Raw genomic sequence first — 19,662 nt, 5'->3', positions numbered from 1 at the left:
CGATCGGCGCGTCCAAGACCCTCTGCTATAACCATCGGTTATGGACGTGCACCTGCGTGACTTGCGCTATTTCGTGGCGGTCGCCGAGGAGCTGAACGTGACCAGGGCCGCCGAGCGGCTGTTCGTCTCGCAGCCCGCGCTGTCCAAGCAGCTGAGGGCGCTGGAACGGCAGCTCGGCTTCGACGTGTTCGAGCGTGTGCCCACCGGGGTGGTCCTCACCAGGCAGGGTGAGGCGCTGTTGCCGGTGGCGCGTGAGCTGCTCGACCGGTGGACCGCCGGACTGGAGGCCGCCAGGGCCGCCGCGCCCACGGGCACCCTGGTCATCGGCATGCAGACGGCCGTCGGACGGGGACTGCAGCACGAGGCGCTGCGCCTGTTCCGCGCGGCGATGCCCGGCTGGGAGGTGTCGCTGCGGCTGGTCGGCTGGGACGACCCCAGCGGCGGCCTGGCCGACGGCGGCTCCGACGTGGCCTTCATCTGGCTGCCCGTGCCCGAGGGGCTGAGCACGCATGTTCTGGCCACTGAGGGCAGAGGCGTGGCCATGCCGGACGATCACCCCCTCGCCGGGCTGGCGGAGATCCCGTTCGAGGCCCTGCGCGACGAGCCGTTCATCGCGCTGCCCGCCTCGGCCGGGCCGCTGCGCGACTACTGGCTCGCCCGCGACCTCCGTACCGACGAACCGGTCATCGGGTTCACGGCCAACACGCCTGAAGAGGTGTTCGAGGCCGTGACCAGCGGACTGGGCGTCGTACTGGTCGCCGAGGGCAACGCCGCGCTCTACACGCGGCCGGGCCTGGTCTACCGGCCGGTGGCCGGACTCCCGCCGGGTGAGCTGGCCATCGCCTGGCGTTCCGGCGATAAAAGACGAGAAGTCAGGGCATTCATCGACGCGCTTCGAGAGAGCGCCACTAAGGTCTGACCGATACGGATCCCGCGAAAGGGCAGCCCATGAGCGACGACTACACGATCACCTTCGATCTGATCGACGTTGACAACGATGGCCGGATCTCCGCCGAAGAGCTGGTCGGGCTGATGGAGGTGCTCGGTCAGCCGGTCACGCTGGAGGCCGCGAAGGCCGGGGTGGAGAGGCTCGACAAGGACGGTGACGGCCTCATCAACGTGGAGGAGTTCGGCGCCTTCCTGCAGAAGTAAAGCAAGCACTTGCTACACAAACCTCTGCCGCACGGGTAACAATGGCGACAGGAGGGACGATGGCCATCAAGAGTGACACCAGCGAGACCCGGATCTCCGCGGACATCGTGAAGACGCTCAGGGCCGGAATCGGCCGGATCTCCGCCGAGGTGATCGCGGAGATCCAGGTTCGCATCCCCGAGTACGCCAGACCGTCCGACGAGGTCTACATCAAGGTCGTCAGGATGGCGGTCGAGCAGGCCATCGACGGCTTCCTCGACCACATCCAGGACCCCGGCGCCCCCTGGGACCCCGAACCGTTCCGCATGATCGGCAAGGGCGAGGCGGCGGAGGGACGCAACCTGGAGCCGCTGCAGGCCGCGATGCGGCTGGGCGCCAGGGTCGGCTGGCGGCGGCTGACCGAGATCGCCGACACCCTCGGGCTCTCCCCGCAGTCCCTGTACGACCTGGGCGAGGCCATCTTCGTCTACCTCGACCAGCTCGCCGACGCCGCGACCGAGGGCTTCCACGAAGCCAAGGCGCACGCGGCGGGCGAGATCGAGCGCCGCCGCAACCGCCTGCTCGACCTGCTGCTGAGCCGGCCGCCCGCCGGCGCGGAGGCCATCTCCGACCTGGCCAAGGCCGCCGGGTGGCGACTGCCCAAGACCGTGGCCTGCGTCGCCCTCGACGACCAGCACGGCACCTGCCGCTCACCCGCGATGCCGCCCGACGTGCTGATGGGCCTGGACCGAGCCACGCCATGCCTGCTCATACCCGACCCGAACGGCCCCGGCCAGGCGCGCATGCTGGAGACCGCGCTCCGCGGCTACCTGGGCGCCATCGGGCCGCCCGTACCCCTGACCGCCGCCGCGGCGTCGCTGCGCTGGGCGGCCGAGGCGCTGGAGCTGTCCGGGCGCGGCGTGCTGCCGCGCGGCCTGCTGCACTGCGCGGACCATATGGCGACACTGGTGGTGTTCAAGGACGAGGAGCTGGTCGACGCGCTGGCGGAGGTACGCCTGGCGCCACTGGCCCATCTGCGGCCCACGCAGCAGGACCGGCTGGCGGAGACGCTGCTGGCCTGGCTGCGGTACGGCCGGGGGGCGGGTGAGGTGGCGGCTCGGTTGCACGTACATCCGCAGACGGTTCGCTACCGATTGCGGCAGTTGGAGGAGCTCTACGGCGACCAGCTCGCCGATCCGGACATCCGCTTCGAGCTGGAGATCGTGCTCCGTGCTCGCCGGGCCGCCATGAATCCCTCATGAACGCGGTGCGCGGAAGAGCCTGAGGCGGTCCTCGCCGATGCGTTCGCGGAGGAGGCCGTCCTCGATGCCGAGGTCCTGGTGGCCTTCTCCGGCGAGCTCACCACGCCGACGGGGATGCCGCCGCCGTTCCTGACGAGTTGCACGCCGTACGCACCGAGGCCGCCCGTCGCTCCCCACAGCAGCACCACGCCAGCGCTCATCATGAACGCCCAGGCCAGCGAGAAGCAGGACCCCAAGGCCCTGTGGGGCGACCCCATCCGCGACAGGCGGGTCTGGGCGGCCAACGACCCCGTGGCCCTGGCCTCGAGGTTGAGGGGCGTCTCCATCTACATGTCGAGCGGCACGAACAGCTTCATGGGCTCCCTGGACCCGCCCGGCTCCCCCTGGCACCCGGCCCACCTGGGCGAACCATCTCCGCCTACACGGTCAAAGCCCTGAGCATGCGCCTGAACGGGAGTTCAAGAACTCGTACCCCATGATCTTGGCCGCGCTGGGCCTGCCGGGCGGCGGCCCACCCAAGCTGGACACGACGGATCGCCAGGGCGACTGGCAGCTCGCCAACCCCCGGCCTTGACAGTGAGGTCCGCCCGTCCTCGACGGCTTTCCGGACGCCAATAAAACGGGCATAAGGCCGATGTTCCTGGGTATTCACGCCCGAAAACCGAACCACTGCGGCGAATGTGGCGTTCTAAGATCTCGCGGTGGCGCATACTGGAGTAGATGAAGCCACCCAGCGCCGCGACCCGGCGCCACCTGCCCACCAGCCCCTTCAAACCCCCGCCTCCGGCCCCGCCGGTCGAGCAGTTCAGCATGCACGACCAGGTGTCCCATGACCGCTACGGTCTCGGTCGGGTCATCGGCGTCGAGGACGAAGCCGTCCTCATCGACTTCGGATCACGACAGGAACGCATCACGACCCCATACGCCAAGCTGATCAAACTCTGAGACCGCCTGGCACAATCTGAAGCGGGCAGCGTTCGCCAGAGGGCGCTGTCGGCGTGTGTTGACGCGTGTCATCGGGCCCGGCCCTGTAAGTATGGTCACCGCCTTCAGGCGCTCCGCGCCGATGGAGCTCGGGCGGTGACGGTGGGGACACGTCCCCACACCTTTTAGCCCTCGTGCTCCCCGGGCCCAAGCCGTCTGGCCAGTTCGTGCTATCGGAAATCACCTTCGCCGTACGCCCCAGGGCGGTGAACCATTCACCATGCGGACTTGCCCTTGACGTATAGGTCAAGGGTTAGGGTCGCGACGCCATAAGGGCCCCCTGCCCACCGCTGAGGAGCGTCGCATGCCCGCCCTGCCCCACACGTCCCGAGAAGTCCGGCTCGCCAGTCTGCCTGACGGCCTGCCGAGGCCGGAGCACTTCGAGATCGTCGAGACGCCACTGCCGGTGCCCGAAGAAGGCCAGGTACTGGTCCGCAACCGCTTCTTCCACGTCTTCGCCGCGCTCCGCACCCTGATCGGCGGATCGGTGAAGGGCGCGCCGTTCCCCCCGCTCCTCCCCGGTGACACCCTGTTCGGGGCAGCGATCGGTGAGGTCGTGTCAGCGCCCGCGGACAGCGGCCTGCGCCCCGGCGAGCTGGTCTCGCACTGGCTCGGGTGGCGCGAGTACGCGGCCGTGGCCCAGTACACCCGGTTGGGTGACACGCTGCCCGACCCCGTGGCGCATCTGGCACAGGGCTGGACGGCGTACGCCGCGTTGACCCAGGGCGCCGAGGTACGGCCGGGCGACACGGTGTTCGTCTCCGGCGGCGCCGGCGCGGTCGGCTCGCTGGCCGGGCAGATCGCCCGCCTGCTCGGCGCGGGCCAGGTGATCGGCAGCACCGGCTCACCGGAGAAGGCCGAACGGCTGGTGTCCGAGCTGGGGTACGACGCCGCCGTGATCCGCGGCGCGGAGCCGATAGGCGAGCAGCTGGCCAAGATCGCGCCGGACGGCATCGACGTCCTCCTGGACAACGTCGGCGGCGAACAGCTCCAGGCGGCGGTTGCCGCGGCCCGGCACGGGGCACGGTTCGTCCTGGTCGGCGCACTGTCCGGCCAGATGTCGGCACACGGCACCGGTACGACGGCGCCCGTCGAACTGGACACCTACCAGCTCATCCTCAAGGGCATCGCCATGCGTGGCTTCAGTGCCCCGGACGACGCGCGGGCACGAACACAGTGGACAGAGCGCTTCGGCGGCTGGCTGCGTTCCGGCGAGATCACGTTCCCGCACGTACGAGTGTCGGGCATCGAGCAGGCTCCCCAGGCGTTGCACGAGATGATCGGCGGCCGGCATCTCGGAGCCGTCATCGTAGAGCTGTAGTTACCTTTGGAGAGCTGATGCGGATCGGCGACGCGGCGGCAGCGGCGGGCACGACACCTCGGGCACTGCGTTTCTATGAGCAGCGCGGGCTGCTGCCCCCGGCGCCGCGCACGATGACCGGGCAGCGGGAGTACGGGCCTCGTGACGTGACGCTGGTGCGGATCATCCGCGAGCTGCTGTCGCTGGGGCTGACCGTCGAGGACGTACGCAGCTGCGCCGAACGCCTCCACCTTCTGGAGGGCGATACGTTGCCGCCGTACGGAAGCACTGGCTGCACCCAGGGCACCGGAGTCGTCCAGCGCCGGCTCACCGCCCTGGACGAGGAGATCTCCCGCCTGACGGCGCTGCGCGAGCGCCTCGCCGCCCGGGTCAGCACGACGACCTGAGCCGGGTCGGCACGACCGGCTGACCACTGCCCGGATATGACGACGACCCGGGCGTCCGCCCGGGTCGTCACGAGCATTTGACCTGATCAGGTGGTGTGCAGATACACCTGGCCGAACACCTCGGACAGCTTCTTGAGGTCCGTGGCCGAGTCGACTTCCGGCGCCGACGGGTCGTAGATCGTGGCCAGCCGGGGACGGATCGAGGTCAGCTTCTTCAGCTGGTCCCAGGTGGCGTTCTGCGCCCACTTCTCGCCGTACAGCCTGCTGACCTGGCCCTGGTCGTTCTGCCAGCGGGACCAGAGGGTGATCGTCTCGGCGGCGTCGGCCTGGAGCGGCGTGGCGATGCGGTCGGTGATCGACTGGGTGGCCTGCTCGGCGGTGAGTTGCGGCGAGCCCACGGCGGCGAAGCCCGCGTCTTCCGCGGTGATCTGACCGTAGGCGTCCCAGGCGCGGGCCCTGACCTGGATCCACTGGTTGCGCTGGGCCTCGGTGGCGTCGATCTTCCAGGTGGCGTACTCGGTCGCCAGGTGTCCGCCGTCCAGGGCGAGCTGGTCGACGAGGCCCTTGGTGAGCCAGGCGCCGATCCGCTCGGGGTCGAGCAGCGGGTACTTCTTGGTCACCTCGGCCTTGCACGTGTCGTTGGCGCCGCAGCCGAGCACCGGCACCACCGTGTGCACGGCCAGCTTCTTGCCCGGCGCGAGGTTGCGGAGCGTGGTGGTGGCCTCCGTGACGAACTTGTCCATCTCGTCAGCCGTCTCGAACGTCTTGTTGAACCCGAGCTGCGAGCTGAACCTGATCCCCACGGCCCCCTGCTGCGCCGCGACCGCGGCGACCTTCTTGGCCGCCTCGGCGAGCTTGCCCGCCTTCCAGTCGTCGGCCAGCTCCGTGTCGATCCAGACGCGCATCCCGGCCGCGGCGGCGGCCTTGACGGCCTGGCCGCCGGCGGACTTCTCGGCAGCCTGGATCTCGGCCTTGGACAGGCCCTCGGGGTTGACGAAGCACTCCTCGCCGGACTGGCACTCGGGCGAGCCGCCGTCCTCGGCGCCGTCGACATCAGGCGAGTCGACGTCGTGCAGCTCGCCGTCGCCCTCGGAGTCGTTGGCGCACTCGTTGCCGGCTTCGGTGCAGTCGACGAGGATCGGGTTCATCGGGCCGGCTTCCTGCATGTGCTCACCGTCGTTGGAGAGCCAGAAGTTGGCGATGTCCCGCGCCTCGTCGGGCGTGGCCATCCAGCGGCACACGACGTACGCCGGGGTGTCACCGGACATCAGGTCGTTGCAGCTGCGCGGATCGTCCTCCGACCAGGCTGGAACGCCTATGCCCAGCAGTGAGAGTGCCAATCCGATGACGAAAATCTTCCTCAGTCGCATGGCGCCTTACTCCAGGGGGTGATCGCGGACATATCGCACAATATCTGGATGATCAGCTACCTTCAATGAGATCCACTGCGTTCTTCACCCCGTGTTCCACCCGCAGTAGCCCCCCAAGTTGCGCCGCGTTCTCGCGATATTCCGATATGGCCAGCAACCGCGCCGCCAATGACCGCCCGCTCAGCGCCCGAATAGGCAACGGCGGCGGCCCCACTCCCAATGCCGCCACCCGTCGGCCCCAAAACGGTTGGTCGGAGAAGAAGGGGCAGACCACGTTCGGCACCCCGGCCGCCAGCCCTGCCGCCGTGGCCCCCGCCCCACCGTGGTGTACGACGGCCGCCATCCTCGGGAACAGCACCTCGTGCGCCACCTCCCCTACCGGACAGACGTCCGCCGAGGCGGTCACGGGCAGCCCCTGGACCACCGCCCTTACCCCAGCCAATCGCAGCGCCACGACCACCTGCTCGGCGACCGCGTCCGGCTCATCGGGCACCATGCTCCCGAACCCGACGAACACGGGCGGCGGCCCATCGTCTAGAAAGGCGGCGACGTCTGGGGGCAGCGGGAAGGCGGTCGGGTCCGGGCCAGGTGGGAGGGCGGGTTTGTCCCGGGTGGGGCTGTCCGGGTCGGGCGGGAGGGCGGGTTTGTCCGGGGTGGGGCTGTCCGGATCGGGTGGCAGGCGCCAGTAGCCGGTCAGGTGGACGTAGTCGGGCCAGTCGTGCGGCCTGGGCACCACCAGCGGGCTCACCCCGCACAACACCGGCACCCGATCCCGCCGGTCGGCCACGAACGGGCTCCCCCGCAACGGTCGCAGCCCCAGCACTTGCCCGCGCCGCCGGTTCATCATGCGGCCCAGCATCAGCCAGCCAAGCCGCTCGACCACGGCGAAGCTGGCCCGGTTGCCGACCCTGCCCAGGGTCCGGGACGGGATCAGCGGGTTCGGGAACTCACCGGTCGGCTCGCTGGGCTGGAACTGCAGGATCCCGTACGGCATGCCGTACCTCTCGTGCAGGTGCCTGCCCATGGCGCCGAGCGCGGGCGCCAGGACCAGTTCGGCGTCGGCGCAGGCGTCGTCCGCCTGGACGACGAGCTCCGCGGCGAGGGGTTCGAGAACGGCCCTGAAGCCCCGCACGAACCCCAGCGGCCCGCTGCGCAACCACGCCTCCGGTGGCGACCCATTCGAGCGCGCTCAGGCGAGCTTGAAGATCGCGCTGGATGCTGGGCAGGGCGACGGTGACCACGGTGTTGTCCAGCGTCGTCACGAACCCGGCCAAGCCGACGACCGTCAGGAGCAGCCGGGATCGGGTGGCGGGCTGTACAGGGGCGACGGTCAAGGTCACGTGTCCACCTCCGCCCAGGTCCAGCCGGGTCCGTCGGGGTTCGCCCTGACGACCCTGGTACGACCGGTGGTGACCTTCTCCCAAGTTGGCCGCCGCGTACTGCCCGGAGTTGCCGGAGTGTCGGGACCAGCCGAGGCGTTGGGTCCAGGCGGGGCATCCGGATCGGCCCCGGCCCGGCTTGTGGTGGTCGGGCGGGCGGTGACCTGGGGTCGCTTGGAGGCTGCGGGCTCGGCGGTGCTGTAGGGGCGCTTTCTGACGAGGGGTGCGGCGGGGCGCGGGGTGGGGAGGGCGGCAGGGGGGTCGTGTTCGGCGGAGACCGGTATGGGGTCGGTGTCCACGCCGAAGATGGCCGGGCGGCCGTTGACGGTCACCGCCGCCGCTGCATCGGGGCTGTCCTCCGCCCAGGACCAGCCGGGGCCGTCCGGATTGGGCTTGATCGACCTCCCGGAACGCGGGCTGCTCGCCGTATCGGGGCGCCGAGCCCCGCCGCCGCTCGTACTCGCCGACGCGGCGCCCGGGGACGGCGCTGGCTGGGAAAGCGCGTCCGGGGAAAGCGCGCTCGGGGGAAGCGACTGCCCAGCAGACAGCTGTCCAGCAAGCGGCCGTTCAGCAAGCCGCCGTTCAGCAAGCGCAGCACGCGGCCGTTCAGCGAGCGCCCGCCCAGCAGACAGCCGAGCCGGAGAAGGCCCTCCCGAGGGCGGAGGCCCTTCGTGGAACTCGATCCGTCGATGCACCCCCCGCAGCACCCCAGGCAGCCACCAGTTGGCCCCGCCCAGCAACCGCATCGTCGCCGGCACCAGCAGCGCCCGCACCAGTGTCGCGTCCACCACGATCGCCACGAACATGCCCACCCCGAGCAGCTTCACGATCGTGATCCCGGCCGTCGAGAACGCCCCGATCACCACCAGCAGCAACAGTGCCGCACTGGTGATGACGCCGCCGGTCCGCTGCAATCCCGTCGCCACCGCCGCCGTGTTGTCGCCCGTTCGCAGCCACTCTGCCCGTACGCGCGACAGCAGGAACAGCTCGTAATCCATCGACAGCCCGAAAACCACCGCCAGGATCAACACCGTCACTGTGGCCTCGATGGTCCCCGTCGACGTGAAGTGCAGCCAAGTCGCCAGGTGGCCGTCCTGGAAGGCCCAGACGATCACGCCGAACGAGGCGCCGATCGACAGGACGTTCATGAGCAGGGCCTTGAGCGGCAGCACGATGGAGCCGAAGGCGGCGAACAGCAGCAGGAACGTCACCCCGCCCACCACCAGCGCCATCCACGGCAGCCTGGACAGGAGGCTCGCCAGGAGGTCCATCTGGGCGGCCGTCGGGCCGCCTACGACGAGGCGCCGGATGTTCGGTTCCGGGGTCATGGATCTGATGAGGGTCACCAGGTTCTGGGCCTGGGCCGACATGGGATCGTAGGAGTAGCGGACCGCCAGCCGTACCGCGCCGTTGGGCTGGGAGAGGCCGGCCAGGTCGACGCCCGTGACCCCGGGCAGCTTGCGCAGGCGGTCGGCGAGGGGCTTGGCGTCCGTAGGGTCGATCGCGGTGACGGCGCTGATCGGGGTGTAGCCCTGGCCGAGGGGGCCGACGGCGGCGGAGCGGGTGGTGAAGGAGCGTTCGATGAGGGCGTGGACGTCGATCGTGGCCATCGAGTTCTTGGCGAAGTCGCGGTCGACGGTCTCGGCGACGCGGCGGCTCTCGGCGGCGGCGGGCAGGACACGGTGGTCGACGTTGCCGAACCGTACGTGGGCGAACGGTCCGGCCAGTGCGAGCAGTACGGCGGTGACCGCGACCAGGTAGAGCACCGGCCGTTTCAGCACGCTTGAGGCGATCGCGTGCCACAGACCGGCACCCACGCGGGCCGAGCCGAAGTCAGGGGTGATGCGGATGGCGTCCACGCGGGGACCCAGGATGGACAGCGCGGCGGGCAGGACGACCAGCGCCGCGACCATGGCCACCAGCACCACGGCCGCCGCGCCCAGCCCGATCGAGCGCAGGAACATCTGCGGGAACAGCAGCAGCCCCAGCAGCGAGGTCGCCACTGTCAAACCGGAGAAGGCGACGGTACGCCCGGCGGTCGCCATGGTGCGCACCACGGCCTCCTGGGTCGGGGCGCCGGACCTGATCTGCTCCCGGAAAGAGTTCAGCACGAAGAGCGAGTAGTCGACGGCCAGCCCGAGACCGAGCATGGTGACGACGTTCAGCGAGAAGACCGAGACCTCGGTCACCTCGGTGAGCAGCCTGAGCAGCACGAGCGCGCCCAGCACCGCGAAGATCCCGACGAGCAGCGGGAGCCCGGCGGCCACCACGCTGCCGAACACCACCACGAGCAGCACCAGCAGCACCGGCATCGAGATCGCCTCGGCGCGCGCCAGGTCCGCGGCAGTCTGGTCGTTCAGCTCCTTCAGGAGCGGCACCGAGCCGCCCACCTGGACCTGGAGGTTCGCGACGGGCAGCCGGTCCTTGATCGCGGCGTACGCCTGCTGCTTGGCGCCTTTCAGGGTGATCAGGGCGTAGGTGGCGTGTTCGTCGGTGGACATCAGCTCCTTGGCGCCGGTGGTCCAGTAGGTGGCCAGCTTGCGTACGTACTGGGCGGGCAGGGCGCGCAGGGAGTCGTGTACGGCCTTCTTGAAGCGCGCGTCGCGCACCTTGACCTGCGGGTGCCGGTAGAGGACGACCACGTCGGGCGTGTTGCCGCTGTACCAGGCGTCGTTCCAGCGGGCGGCGGTGGTCGAGTCGGCGGCGGGATCGGCGAAGCCGCCGTCGGCCATCCGGCCGAACAGCTGCAGCCCGAAGGGCGCGACCAGGACGGCCGCCACCAGGCTCAGGACCAGCAGCGTCCACCGGCCGCGGTGGATCAGGCGTCCCGCCGACTCAAACAAGGGCGCCCTCCAGGTACGCCCGCAGGCAGGCCCGCCGGGCGATCTTGCCGCTGGTCGTCCGGGGTACGGCTCCGGTGCCGGTCAGCACGAAGTCGTGCACGGATAAATCGTGAAATTTCCGGACCGCTGCCCGTACCCGGGCCGCCACCTCCGCCGGATCGGCCGAAGCACCACCGCGCGACCGCTCGGCCACCACCACGAGCCGCTCGGTCTCCTCCCCCGGCACTGAGAAGGCCGCCACGTGGTCGCGGCACACGGCCCGGTGCGCCTCCTGGACGGTGACCTCGATGTCCTGGGGATAGTGGTTGCGCCCGTCGGCGATGATCAGGTCCTTGATCCGGCCGGTGACGTACAGCAGCCCGCCGAACGCGGCGTTGAACGCCTCGACGGTGCCGGGCCGTACCGGCTCCGCGCCGTTCAGCATGACCCGCACCCCAGACAGGTCCAGCCCCTCCTTATCGGCCGCGCCCACCCTGGCCGCCGTGTACTCATAGGCGAAGTTGGGCCCGCCGGTGTAGACGTCGTCGAACTCACTCAGCAGCCGCAGCCACCGCACCGGATGCATGACGAACGCGACCGGATCCATGAACGCCACCTGGTTGCCCCCCACCATCGGCAGCGCGATCGTCGCGACCAGCCCCATGTCGTGGAAGAGCGGCAGCCACAGAGCCGCGACCGAGGTACGAGGCTTGGCCCGGAACAACTCCCACAGCTGCGCGGCGTTGGCCTCCAGGTTGCCGTGGGTGATCTCCACACCGGCGGGCGCCCGGGTGGAGCCGGAGGTGTACTGCAGGTAGGCGAGCTCACCGGGCCCGATCGGCACCGGCTCCCACTCGTCGGCGAGCAGGTCCGAGACCGTGTCGACGGCGATCACCGGAACCCCGGCGGCGAAGTCCCGCACGCCGGGCAGCGCGGCCGTGGTCGTGAGCACGGCGACCGGCTCGGCGTCGGAGTAGGCGCGGCTCAGTCGCTCGGCGTGCCCCGGCAGATCGGGCGCGAACAACGGCACCGCCACGATCCCGGCGTACAGGGCGCCGAGCATCGCCACCACGTACGGCAGCCCTTGGGGAGCGAGGATCGCCACCCGGTCACCGGGACCCGCGACCTCGCGCAGCCGTACGGCCAGCGCCCGCGCTTTGAGGTCAGCCCGAGCCCAGGTCAGGGTCTCGCGGGAGCCGTCACCCAGGTGATCGACGAAGGTGTAGGCGGGCGCGTACGGGATCTCCCGCGCCCATCGCGCCACGCGCTCGATCAGTGCCTCGGGCATGCCCGGGTCCCCTCGCCGACTACAGGGACCTAGAAAATTACGGCAGAAAGAGCTTCGATTCTTGCCAAACGCCTGCACATTCCGCTTCCGGTCTTGTCAGTGGCGTGACAAGCACGGAGATATTCAGACGACAGCAGATGCGAAGAACCATCACAATAGTGAGCATTTGGGGGATTAGGGGGCTTACCACGTGCACGGCTATCTTCGCGATCTCGGGCTGCTCCGGGATCGGCGGTTCACGTTACTGCTGACCGCGCGGACCATCTCGGTGCTGGGCACCTCCTTCGCCCCCGTGGCGCTCGCCTTCGGCATCCTCGCCCTCCCCGGCGCGAACGCCACCACGCTGTCCGTGGTGCTCACCGCCGAGGCGCTGCCGATGATCGTGTTCATGCTGTTCGCCGGGGTGATCGCGGACCGGTTCCCCAGGCAGCGGGTGATGATGGTCAGCGAGTTCATCAGCGCGCTGGCCTTCTTCTCCCTGGCCGCGATGATGCTGTCGGGCTGGACCCCGCTGCCCGCGATGGCGACCGCCGCGGCGGCCAGTGGCGTGGCGATAGCGATGCTGTTCCCCTCGCTGACCGGCATCATCCCCGAGGTCGTGCCCGCCGACCGGTTGCAGACCGGCAACGCGCTGCTCGGCCTGGGCGCGAACAGCTCGCGGGTGGCCGGCGCGGTGCTGGGCGGCGGCGCGGTCGTGCTGTTCGGCAGCGGGTGGGCGCTGGCCGTGAGCGGGCTGATGTTCACGGTGGCCGGGGTGCTGATCGCGGCGCTGCGGCTCACGCCCGCCGAGCGCGACGCGGCGGCCGAGCATTCGATGCTGGCCGACCTTCGTGACGGGTGGCGCGAGTTCAGCACCCGGCAGTGGATCTGGGTGGTGGTCGCGCAGTTCTCCGTGCTCGTGATGGGGCTGCAGGCGGGTCATGGGGTGCTCGGGCCGCTGATCGCCAAGGAGAGTCTGGGCGGGCCCGCGGCCTGGTCGGCGTTCCTGGCCGGCGAGGCGGCCGGCACGATCGTGGGAGTGATCGTCTCGCTGCGGGTCCGGCCCAGGCGGCCGATCCTGGTCGGGACGCTGCTCTGCCTGCCGACCGCGCTGCCGTACGTGCTGCTGGGCACGGGCGCGCCACTGTGGGCGCTCGTGGCGGGCGCGTTCGTTCTGGGCGTGTGCTTCGACGTGTTCGGGGTGCTGTGGCAGACGACCATGCAGCGCGAGGTGCCGCCGGAGTCGCTGTCGCGGGTCAGCTCGTACGACGCGCTGGGCTCGCTGATGTTCGGCCCGATCGGGCTCATGCTGGCCGGGCCGGTGGCGAGCCTGGTCGGCACCCGGACGGCGCTGCTGGGCTGCGCGGCGCTCGTCGTGCTGTCCACACTCGCCGCGCTGCTGTCTCCGGGGGTGCGTAACCTACGCGCGCCCGTCCCGGTCGCGGAGACCGTGCCCGGCCGAAGTGAGCTGGCGTCCGGTTGAGCGGAAGAAGTCGTTGGCCCTCGGCTGGAACATCAGCGCCACGGCGCCGAGCACGGCCAGCACGTGCAGCACCCGGCTGCCGCCGAACAGCAGGCCCATCACGTCGGCCCCGGCGAACGCCTCGGTGATGGAGTGGCCCTCCATCAGCCACTGGACGGGTCCGATGACCAGCGAGAGCGTGCCGAACACGCCCAGCGTCACCGCGAGTGTCCACCGGGCCCAGTTCCGGCCCTGCCTGAGCCGCAGGGTCAGGAAGACGGCCGCGGCGAACACGACGAGCCGGATCCCGGCGCCGGACAGCAACTCGCCCGCCGAGGCCGTCCCGGTGGACAGCAGATCGGTCACGGCCAGCACCGTCTCGAACGCCCCGGCTCCGACCGCGACCAACCACAAGGTGGCGGCGGCCTGCACGGCGGGCGGTGGCTCGGTGGGGTTCGGCGCGGCGTGGGGCTTGAGCATGGTCATGACGGCCTCCTGAGTCGATCGCTTGCCGGCAAGTGTGCGCCGCGCGACCCCTCCGGATCAGCCCCGCCATCCCCCGAATGGCCGGTCAGGCAGGCACTACCGGATCAGACGACGATCAGCGTCACCACGACGCCCGCGCAGTTGCCCGCCACGCAGATGCGGACCGGCACCTCGGACACTCCCGCGGCCTCCGGAATGCCGCCGATGTGCCCGTCGGGGCCGATCGTGACGCCCGCCGGCAGCTTGCCGTGGTCGGTCACGGAGAACGTGGGCGGCACGCCGGTGGGCCCGCCCGAGATCCCGATCTGGTCGTCGTAGCGGTTGCCCACCTTGCCGGGGAAGGCCAGCTCACTCGGTTGCCAGGGCACATTCCGCAGCACGACGACCGTGACCTGCTGATCGACGCAGTCCTGGCCACGGCACAGGCGGACGGGCGTGGCGAAGGTGCCGGGACGCTGGGGAACACCGTGCAGCCGGCCCGTGTCGTCCAAGGTCACGCCCGGTGCCAGGGCGGCGCCGCGGATGGTCAGGCCGTCCTGGAACGGCAGCAGGCGATTGGTCACCTCGATGCCCTGCGTGACGTAGAAGACGTCCTCGACGAGCCGCTTGGTCGGGGGATCCACGTGCTGGGCGGGCAGGTCCCTCGATACGGCCACCGGGTGGAAGTCGGCCGAGGGCAGCGTGGGGAGCAATGCGCACAGACTCAACCCGGCAACGACAAATGCCCATGTTTGCCGCATCCCACCCCCAGTTCGTCTCCTCGATACGTACCCCACCAGCGCGTAGCGTTACTCCTGGCTCACGCATAGATAATCGGTTCATGGCCGCTGAATCCGCCCAGACCCTGGAACGCGGGCTCCGCCTGCTCAGGCTGCTCGCCGACGGCAAAGGCGGACGGACGCCCACCGAGCTGAGCACCGAGCTGTCGCTGTCGCGCCCGGTGGTCTACCGGCTGGTGACCACGCTGCTGAGCGAGGGGTTCGTGCGCCGTGACGCCGAGGGGCGGGTGCACCTCGGGTTCGGCGTGCTCGTGCTGGCCCAGGCCGTACAACCGCTGCTTCGGGCGGCGGCGCTGCCCACGCTGCGGCGGCTGGCCGAGGACGTCGGCGCGACCGCGCACCTGACCGTGGCCGAGGGCGACGACGGCCTGGCCGTGGCGGTGGTGGAGCCGTCGTGGACGGACATGCACGTGGCCTACCGGGAGGGGTCGCGCCACTCCCTGTCGCTGGGCGCCGCCGGGCGGGCGATCCTGGCGCTGCGCGAGGGACGGGCCGACTATCTGGTGACGGAGGGGCAGTTGCAGGAGGGCGCGCGGGGGATCGCCGCGCCCGTGTCCGGGCTGCCGTGGCTGGAGGCGTCGGTGGGCGTGGTGACGTTCGGGCCGCTCAGCGAGTCGGCCGGGCCGCGCGTGGTCGAGGCGGCCGCCGAGCTGTCCGGCGCGCTGGGTTGACATCCCTTAGCCGATGGCGGACGGTAGTTGCGTATAGAGGACACACACGTCCGATAATCGGACGCACTGGAGGCGATGATGCCTTACTACCGTGTCGTTGGCGAGGTGCCCAGAAAGCGGCACACGCAGTTCAGGCGGCCCGACGGCGGCCTCTACGCCGAGGAGCTGATGGGCGAGGAAGGCTTCTCGTCGGACTCCTCGCTGCTCTACCACCGCTATCTGCCGACCGCGATCGTCAAGGCCGAGGCCGTCACGCCACTGACCGACACGCGCCTGGAGCCGAACCTGCCGCTGTCGCCGCGCCACTTCCGCACCCAGGACCTGCGCGGCGCGGGCGACCTGGTGACGGGCCGGATGCAGCTGGCGGGCAACGCCGACGTCCGATTGTCGTACGCCACCAGCGACCGCCCCAGCGAGCTCTACCGCAACTCCATGGGCGACGAGTGCGTGTACGTCCAGGACGGCCGCGCCCGCTTCGAGTCGACGTACGGCGTCATCGAAGCCGGCGCGGGCGACTACATCGTCATCCCGACCGGCACGATCCACCGCTGGGTACCCGACGGCCAGGTAAACGTGCTGGCCATCGAGGCGTCCGGGCACATCAGGCCGCCCAAGCGCTACCTGTCGCAGTACGGGCAGTTCCTGGAGCACGCGCCCTACTGCGAGCGCGACCTGCGCAGCCCGGCGGAGCCGTTCGTCGTCGAAGGCGAGGAGGTCCCGGTGCTGGTCCGCACCCGGGGCGGGCTGACCCGGCTGGTCTACCGCAACCACCCGTTCGACGTGGTCGGCTGGGACGGCTACCTCTACCCGTTCGCGTTCAACATCAATGACTTCGAGCCGATCGTGAAGAAGACGCACGCGCCGCCGCCGGTCCACCAGACGTTCGAGGGGCCGGGGTTCGTGATCTGCTCGTTCTGTCCTCGGCCACTGGACTTCCACCCCGAGTCCGTACCGATCCCCTACAACCACCACAACGTCGACTCCGACGAGTTCATGTTCTACGTGGGCGGCGACTACTCGGCCCGCAAGGGCTCCGGCATCGACGTCGGCTCGATCTCCCTGCACCCGGCCGGCTTCACGCACGGCCCGCAACCCGGGGCGGTGGAGGCGGTCATCGACGCGGTCAGCCGCGGCATCACGACCACCAGCGAGATGGCCGTGATGATCGACACCTTCCGCCCGCTCGACCTCGGCCAGGCCGCACTGACCTGCGAGGACCCCGGCTACGCCTGGACCTGGGCCCGATGAACCTCATGAATCTCTACCTCGCGCTGATCGACGACGCGGGCCTGTTCCCGCCGACCTCCCTGCACATGTCGGAGGCGCTGGCCCGCCACCAGCGCGACCTGGAGCGGGCCTCCCAGGTGCTCACCCACCGCTTCCTCTGCCCCACCAGCCGCCTCGACGGGCTGCGCCGCGAGGAGGCTCCGCCTCGCCGGATCGGGCTGATCGTCGACACGCCGGACATCCCGCCATTCGACGACCTGCCCGTGGACTCGGTCGAGCTGCGCGCGGACGCCCTCGACCAGCTGCCCCGCGGCGGCCTGCCACCGGGCGTGCGGCTGTTCGTTGAGGTGCCCGCCGGGAAGTACGTCGCCGACGTGCCCGAGGGCGCCGCGCTCAAGGTGCGCTGCGGCGGCCTGACCGCCGACGCCTTCCCGTCGGTCGAGCATCTCGCGGCGTTCATCCGGTTCTGCGCCGAGCACGACCTCCAGTTCAAGGCCACCGCCGGGCTGCACCACGCCGTACGCCATTTCGACCCCACGCTCGGCGTCGACCGGCACGGCTTCCTCAACCTGCTGCTGGCCGTCTGCGAGGCGGTGGACCAACGCGACCCCGCGCCCGTGCTGCGCACCACCGACGTGGGCCACCTCGTACGGCTGGCCCGCGCCGTGTCCGAGGAGACCGCGAAACGGGCCAGGGCGGTGCTGGTGAGCTACGGCTCGTGCAGCACCGGCGCCCCGCTGGACGACCTGCGCGCACTGGGACTGATCGAGGAGAACGCGTGAGCTGGGGAATAGACAACCTGCCCTACGGGGTGTTCTCCCGGCGCGGCGAGCGGCCACGCGTCGGCGTGCGCTACGGCGACCGGGTGCTCGACCTGGCCGCCGCGCTGCACGACGAGGTGTTCGCGGCGCCCAGCCTGAACCCCTTCATGGCCAGGGGCCGCACCGCCTGGCACGACACCAGGACACTGATCGCCAACAAGCTCACCTCCGACCTCGCGATCACCGAGCCGCACCTGATCCCGCTCGACCAGGTGCGGCTGCACATGCCGTTCGAGGTGGCCGACTACGTCGACTTCTACTGCTCGCTGGAGCACGCCACCAATCTCGGCAGGATGTTCCGGCCCGGCACCGAGGGGCTGCTGCCCAACTGGCGGCACCTGCCGGTCGGCTACCACGGCAGGTCGGGCACGATCGTGGTCTCGGGCACCCCGATCGACCGGCCGCACGGCCAGCTCGGGGCCGGGCGGTTCGGGCCGTCCGCCAAGCTCGACCTCGAGGCCGAGCTGGGCTTCGTGGTCGGCGTACCGTCCGAGCTCGGCTCGCCCGCCGGGGCCTTCGAGGATCACGTGTTCGGGGTGACGCTGGTCAACGACTGGAGCGCGCGCGACATCCAGGCGTGGGAGTACGTGCCGCTCGGGCCGTTCCTGGGCAAGTCGTTCGCCACCTCGATCTCGCCGTGGATCACGCCGCTGGAGGCGCTGCCCCGGCTGGCCGGGCGCGTACAGGATCCCGAACCGCTCGACTACCTGCGCAGGACGGACGACTGGGGGCTGGACGTCTCGGTCGAGGTGTCGCTCAACGGCGAGGTCGTGTCCCGCCCGCCGTACTCGGGCATGTACTGGACGCCGGACCAGATGCTCGCCCACATGACGGCGAACGGCGCGTCCCTGCGGACCGGCGACCTGTTCGCGAGCGGCACCATCTCCGGCGAGCAGCGCGACGAACGCGGCTCGCTCATCGAGCTGACCTGGAACGGCAGCGATCCACTCAAGCTCGCCGGCGGCGAGACCAGGACATTCCTGGAGGACGGCGACACCGTGATGATCCGAGCCACGGCCGGCGGCCGGTCATTGGGGGAGGTTTCCGGAACCATCCGATAGGTGACTTGGCGTGCTCATTCAGTGACCCTCCGCTAACCTGGGTATCCCCTTCCCGGAAAGCAGGATCGAGATGCGGCGCGCCGCGGCCATCTTTCTCGTGGCCCTACTCCTGACCGCGGGCTGCTGCCCGGTGACCGCCGACCGCCCGGCGCCCAAGCCGCCTGTCGTCCAGGTCTCCCCCGCCTTCGACACGCGGGGCGCCCGGACGGACCGGGGCCTGGTCGTCCAGGCGCAGGGCGGCAAGCTCAGCCAGGTGATCGCGTACGTGGCGGGCGCGCTGGTGCCGGGCAAGCTGGACGCGTCGCGCACGACCTGGCGCTCCTCCTGGACGCTGGCCCCCGGGGCCGAATACACGGTGACCGCCACCGCGGCGGGTTCGGCCGGCCCGTCGACGGTGGCCATGGGCCGCTTCCGCACCCGCGCCGCCAACCGTTCGTTTCAGATCGCCTCCATCGAGCCGCTGCCCGGCGAGACCGTCGGCGTCGGCATGCCGATCATCATGGACTTCGACACCCCGATCCAGGACAAGGCGGCCGTGGAGCGGGCGCTGGAGATCAAACCGGCCGTCGAGGGCGCGTGGCGCTGGGTGAACGACACCCGGGCGATCTACCGCACCCGCGCGTTCTGGGCGCCGGACCAGCAGGTCACGGTCACGGCCCACCTGACCGGCGTACGCATGGCGCCGGGCGTCTACGGCCTGACCGACCGCACGTTCGCCTTCAAGGTGGGCCGCGAGCAGACGACCACGGTCGACACCCGGACCCACCAGATGGTCGTCAGGCGCGGCGGCCGGGTCGCGCAGCGCATGGCCATCAGCGCGGGCATGGCCACCACCCGCGAATACACCACGACCAGCGGCGTCCACCTGACCATGGACAAGGGTGATCCGGTCCGCATGATCTCGCCCGGCCGCAAGAAGGGCGAGCCCGGCTTCTACGACGTGATGATCGACCACGCCGTACGCATCTCCAACAGCGGCGAATACGTCCACGCCAAGAACAACCTCTGGGCCCAGGGCCACGCGAACGTCAGCCACGGCTGCGTCAACGCCCGCCCCGACCAGGCGGCCTGGTTCTTCGACACCTCGCTGCGCGGTGACCCGGTGACGATCACCGGCACCGACCGCGAGCTCACGTGGGACAACGGCTGGGGATTCTGGCAACTCCCGTGGGACAAATGGCGCCAAGGCAGTGCCTTGTACGACCCCGCGACCCTGCCACAGCAATGATTCCC

Annotated in this window: 19 protein-coding genes; 13 read left to right on the top strand and 6 right to left on the bottom strand. The window is 70.3% G+C overall.

Features of this window, described 5'->3' with window-relative positions; genetic code table 11:
- Nucleotides 1–40 precede the first annotated feature (40 nt).
- The 7 genes from ACQP2T_RS05280 (at nt 41) to ACQP2T_RS05250 (ending at nt 5,084) form a co-directional block, all read left to right on the top strand.
- Nucleotides 41–919 (top strand): LysR family transcriptional regulator, encoded by an 879-nt coding sequence (locus ACQP2T_RS05280; RefSeq protein WP_433515053.1) that lies wholly within the window; start codon nt 41–43, stop codon nt 917–919.
- Between the two features lie 29 nt (nt 920–948).
- Nucleotides 949–1,152 carry an EF-hand domain-containing protein gene (locus tag ACQP2T_RS05275; RefSeq protein ID WP_433515052.1) on the top strand — a complete coding sequence of 68 codons (204 nt, stop codon included), beginning with the start codon at nt 949–951 and terminating at the stop codon, nt 1,150–1,152.
- 59 nt (nt 1,153–1,211) lie between these two features.
- A complete protein-coding gene (locus tag ACQP2T_RS05270; protein ID WP_433515051.1) occupies nt 1,212–2,393 on the top strand; it encodes a helix-turn-helix domain-containing protein in 1,182 nt (393 codons plus the stop codon).
- A gap of 78 nt (nt 2,394–2,471) precedes the next feature.
- Nucleotides 2,472–2,831 (top strand): hypothetical protein, encoded by a 360-nt coding sequence (locus ACQP2T_RS05265; RefSeq protein ID WP_433515050.1) that lies wholly within the window; start codon nt 2,472–2,474, stop codon nt 2,829–2,831.
- A gap of 282 nt (nt 2,832–3,113) precedes the next feature.
- A complete protein-coding gene (locus ACQP2T_RS05260) occupies nt 3,114–3,338 on the top strand; it encodes a hypothetical protein (protein WP_225300811.1) in 225 nt (74 codons plus the stop codon).
- Nucleotides 3,339–3,681: 343 nt separating this feature from the next.
- Nucleotides 3,682–4,698, top strand: coding sequence for an MDR family NADP-dependent oxidoreductase (locus ACQP2T_RS05255; protein WP_433515049.1), 1,017 nt, complete (start codon nt 3,682–3,684; stop codon nt 4,696–4,698).
- A gap of 17 nt (nt 4,699–4,715) precedes the next feature.
- Nucleotides 4,716–5,084 carry a MerR family transcriptional regulator gene (locus ACQP2T_RS05250; RefSeq protein ID WP_393481736.1) on the top strand — a complete coding sequence of 123 codons (369 nt, stop codon included), beginning with the start codon at nt 4,716–4,718 and terminating at the stop codon, nt 5,082–5,084.
- A gap of 86 nt (nt 5,085–5,170) precedes the next feature.
- Here ACQP2T_RS05250 and ACQP2T_RS05245 read toward each other — a convergent pair whose 3' ends face one another.
- From ACQP2T_RS05245 to ACQP2T_RS05230, 4 genes are all read right to left on the bottom strand, one after another.
- A complete protein-coding gene (locus tag ACQP2T_RS05245; RefSeq protein WP_433515048.1) occupies nt 5,171–6,454 on the bottom strand; it encodes a hypothetical protein in 1,284 nt (427 codons plus the stop codon).
- Between the two features lie 52 nt (nt 6,455–6,506).
- A complete protein-coding gene (locus ACQP2T_RS05240) occupies nt 6,507–7,610 on the bottom strand; it encodes a glycosyltransferase (RefSeq protein WP_433515047.1) in 1,104 nt (367 codons plus the stop codon).
- A 180-nt stretch (nt 7,611–7,790) separates the two neighbouring features.
- Nucleotides 7,791–10,676, bottom strand: a complete 2,886-nt coding sequence (locus tag ACQP2T_RS05235) for an MMPL family transporter (protein WP_433515046.1) — start codon at nt 10,674–10,676, stop codon at nt 7,791–7,793.
- On the bottom strand, nt 10,669–11,943 hold the full coding sequence (locus ACQP2T_RS05230; protein ID WP_433515045.1) for an AMP-binding protein: 1,275 nt from the start codon (nt 11,941–11,943) through the stop codon (nt 10,669–10,671). Before ACQP2T_RS05230 ends, ACQP2T_RS05235 begins: the two co-directional genes overlap by 8 nt.
- Before the next feature lie 190 nt (nt 11,944–12,133).
- On the opposite strand from ACQP2T_RS05230, the gene ACQP2T_RS05225 reads away from it, so the two are divergent.
- On the top strand, nt 12,134–13,405 hold the full coding sequence (locus ACQP2T_RS05225) for an MFS transporter (RefSeq protein ID WP_433515044.1): 1,272 nt from the start codon (nt 12,134–12,136) through the stop codon (nt 13,403–13,405).
- Here ACQP2T_RS05225 and ACQP2T_RS05220 read toward each other — a convergent pair.
- Nucleotides 13,343–13,870 carry a hypothetical protein gene (locus ACQP2T_RS05220; protein ID WP_433515043.1) on the bottom strand — a complete coding sequence of 176 codons (528 nt, stop codon included), beginning with the start codon at nt 13,868–13,870 and terminating at the stop codon, nt 13,343–13,345. The genes ACQP2T_RS05225 and ACQP2T_RS05220 overlap by 63 nt on opposite strands.
- 104 nt (nt 13,871–13,974) lie before the next feature.
- On the bottom strand, nt 13,975–14,562 hold the full coding sequence (locus ACQP2T_RS05215; protein WP_433515042.1) for a hypothetical protein: 588 nt from the start codon (nt 14,560–14,562) through the stop codon (nt 13,975–13,977).
- A gap of 128 nt (nt 14,563–14,690) precedes the next feature.
- On the opposite strand from ACQP2T_RS05215, the gene ACQP2T_RS05210 reads away from it, so the two are divergent.
- The 5 genes from ACQP2T_RS05210 to ACQP2T_RS05190 all read left to right on the top strand — a co-directional run bounded on the left by ACQP2T_RS05210 (nt 14,691) and on the right by ACQP2T_RS05190 (nt 19,657).
- Entirely contained in the window at nt 14,691–15,320 is a 630-nt protein-coding gene (locus ACQP2T_RS05210; RefSeq protein ID WP_357957876.1) for an IclR family transcriptional regulator, read from the top strand.
- A 78-nt stretch (nt 15,321–15,398) separates the two neighbouring features.
- The gene (locus ACQP2T_RS05205; RefSeq protein ID WP_433519715.1) at nt 15,399–16,568 is read left to right on the top strand and encodes a homogentisate 1,2-dioxygenase; all 1,170 of its coding nucleotides are present in this window, start codon (nt 15,399–15,401) and stop codon (nt 16,566–16,568) included.
- 5 nt (nt 16,569–16,573) lie between these two features.
- Nucleotides 16,574–17,329, top strand: coding sequence for a hypothetical protein (locus tag ACQP2T_RS05200; RefSeq protein WP_433515041.1), 756 nt, complete (start codon nt 16,574–16,576; stop codon nt 17,327–17,329).
- On the top strand, nt 17,326–18,429 hold the full coding sequence (gene fahA / locus ACQP2T_RS05195) for a fumarylacetoacetase (RefSeq protein ID WP_433515040.1): 1,104 nt from the start codon (nt 17,326–17,328) through the stop codon (nt 18,427–18,429). Before ACQP2T_RS05200 ends, fahA begins: the two co-directional genes overlap by 4 nt.
- Nucleotides 18,430–18,499: 70 nt before the next feature.
- Complete coding sequence (locus ACQP2T_RS05190; RefSeq protein ID WP_433515039.1) at nt 18,500–19,657, top strand: Ig-like domain-containing protein; 1,158 nt, start codon at nt 18,500–18,502, stop codon at nt 19,655–19,657.
- The last annotated feature ends 5 nt before the right edge of the window (nt 19,658–19,662 follow it).

The organism is Nonomuraea sp. CA-143628, assembly GCF_050942315.1.
Classification (GTDB): domain Bacteria; phylum Actinomycetota; class Actinomycetes; order Streptosporangiales; family Streptosporangiaceae; genus Nonomuraea.
This window is presented reverse-complemented; position numbering and strand designations above follow the sequence as displayed.